The organism is Thermodesulfovibrionia bacterium, assembly GCA_030646035.1.
Lineage (GTDB): Bacteria > Nitrospirota > Thermodesulfovibrionia > UBA6902 > UBA6902 > JACQZG01.
In genome coordinates this window covers 1-2,118 of record JAUSMY010000057.1, presented here as the reverse complement: position 1 = coordinate 2,118, position 2,118 = coordinate 1, and the positions used below count along the sequence as shown (strand labels likewise).

Genomic DNA, 2,118 nt, shown 5'->3' with positions numbered 1-2,118 from the left:
AACTGAGAACCCTGACCCTTTAAACCCCATCTATTATATTGATTTCACAGTTCAGGTAAATAGCGGTGAAGTGGATTGCGGCACAGCTACATACAGATACACAGACCCTGATGCTGTAATATCATCAGGCGGAGAAGGCGGAGGTGGCGGCGGATGCTTTATAGCTACAGCTGCGTACGGCAGCTATCTGCATCCTGAAGTGAATGTTCTTAAGAGGTTCAGGGACAGATACCTTCTGACAAACAAACTTGGCTCGCTGTTTGTAAATACATACTACAGGCTCTCTCCACCGGCTGCAGACTATATTGCAAAGCATGATGGGCTGAGGACAGCCACCAGGATAGTTTTAACGCCTGTGGTATACGCTCTTAAATATCCTTCGGCAGTATTTATCATATTTGGTTCTGTAGTTGTTGCAGCGGGATTCAGGATGAGGAAGAGGAGATAATCATGAAGAGAATATTTTCGATATTCAATGTTGCCAAGGATAAGGGTCTGCTTGCGTTTTTTGCCATATGTTTACTCTTATCTTTTATTGGCAGTGCCCAGGCTGCCAATGAGATATACTTTACAATTCCTAGCAATTTAATTTCCGGGAGCATTGACATATATTTAGCAGCCGGAGATAGCGGAGCCACAGGAACAATTGTGAATCAGGATGCTTCCTTCAATCAGGCTTTCGTTGTTCCTGTGAATGGAATTACGATTGTCACCATTCCTGACTCTCAGAGGCTAACCGTGGCAGGTTCAGCACAAAATCGCGGTTTTATCATTACTCCTGACTTTCCTGTAGCAGCATATCTTCTGGATGTAAATACACCGGTTGCATCCAATGATATTACAGTTTTATTCCCGATAGAGGGTCTATCCACACGCTACAGAGTCATGGGTTATTCAGGCTGGAGCCAGTCACAACTCGCAATTGTGGCTACTGCTGATAACACTACTGTTACTATAACCCCAAAGGTTAATTTTGGAAGCGGACAAGCTGCCGGCATTCCATTTAATGTAACCCTTAACCGGCTTCAGGCAGTATTGTATAATTCGGAAGATGTTACAGGTTCTTTAATAGAGAGCACTATTCCTGTTGCGGTTTTTGGGGGGCATAATTGCACCAATGTCCCAGCAGGTGTCTCGGCATGTGATCATTTAATTGAACAGATGCCGGGTGTTGAATTCTGGGGGACATCATTCCCTCTGGTTCCTACCGCCCGTTCAACCGCCCCCGGTGATGTATTAAGAGTTCTTGCCGATACTGACGGAACGGTTGTTACCATTACAGATAGCGGTGGGAATACTGTTTATAATCTTGATTCAGGTAATTTCTTTGAAATTGGAAGCCCTTTTATAAATGAGCTTTCTTATCTTTCCAGTAACAACCCTGTTTTGGTTGGCCAGTTTATGGTAGGAGCATCACTCACAGGTGGGGTGGGGGATCCCGCATTTTCTCTTGTCCCCTCGTCTAACCTTTGGCTTAACAGCTATATTTTTAATGTTCCTAACGGATATGTTGATAACTATGTGGGTATCGCTATTCCTGCTTCTGCCGAATCATCATTGAGAGTTGATAATGTTCAGCCTTCTGCATTGACAGCGATTCCAGGAACAACACTTGTAGGAGGGAATATACATCTTATCGCAGGACAACATATTATTGTGGCAGGCAGCCCGTTTATGTTGACACAGCACGGTTTTGACAATAATTGGGCAAGCTATTTTGGTATTGCAGGCCACAGTATTTCAGGAGGCGGGCATGAGGTAATTGGTGAATGCAACGAGTTCCTGACAATAACGAATGATACACTTCCATCAGCCCCTGTCGGGATCAACTACAGTTATCAGCTTGGTGTTACAGGCGGCGAGTCGTATACATGGAGCATAGCTGACAAGATCCCCTCCACGGAGCTATTAAACGATCCCGATTATAATGCTTCGATACTTGATGACTTGAGCATAGATGAGAATTCTGGAGTGCTCTCATGGAATCCGCTGCCGAGGATAACTGAGAACCCTGACCCTTTAAACCCCATCTATTATATTGATTTCACAGTTCAGGTAAATAGCGGTGAAGTGGATTGCGGCACAGCTACATACAGATACACAGACCCTGATGCTGTA

2 protein-coding genes are annotated in these 2,118 nt (G+C 44.5%); both read left to right on the top strand.

Annotated elements, in window-relative coordinates:
• Nucleotides 1-448: CFI-box-CTERM domain-containing protein (locus tag Q7U10_10330; GenBank protein MDO8282998.1), on the top strand; the 448-nt coding region annotated here is incomplete at its 5' end.
• A 2-nt stretch (nt 449-450) separates the two neighbouring features.
• Nucleotides 451-2,118: IgGFc-binding protein (locus Q7U10_10325; GenBank protein ID MDO8282997.1), on the top strand; the 1,668-nt coding region annotated here is incomplete at its 3' end.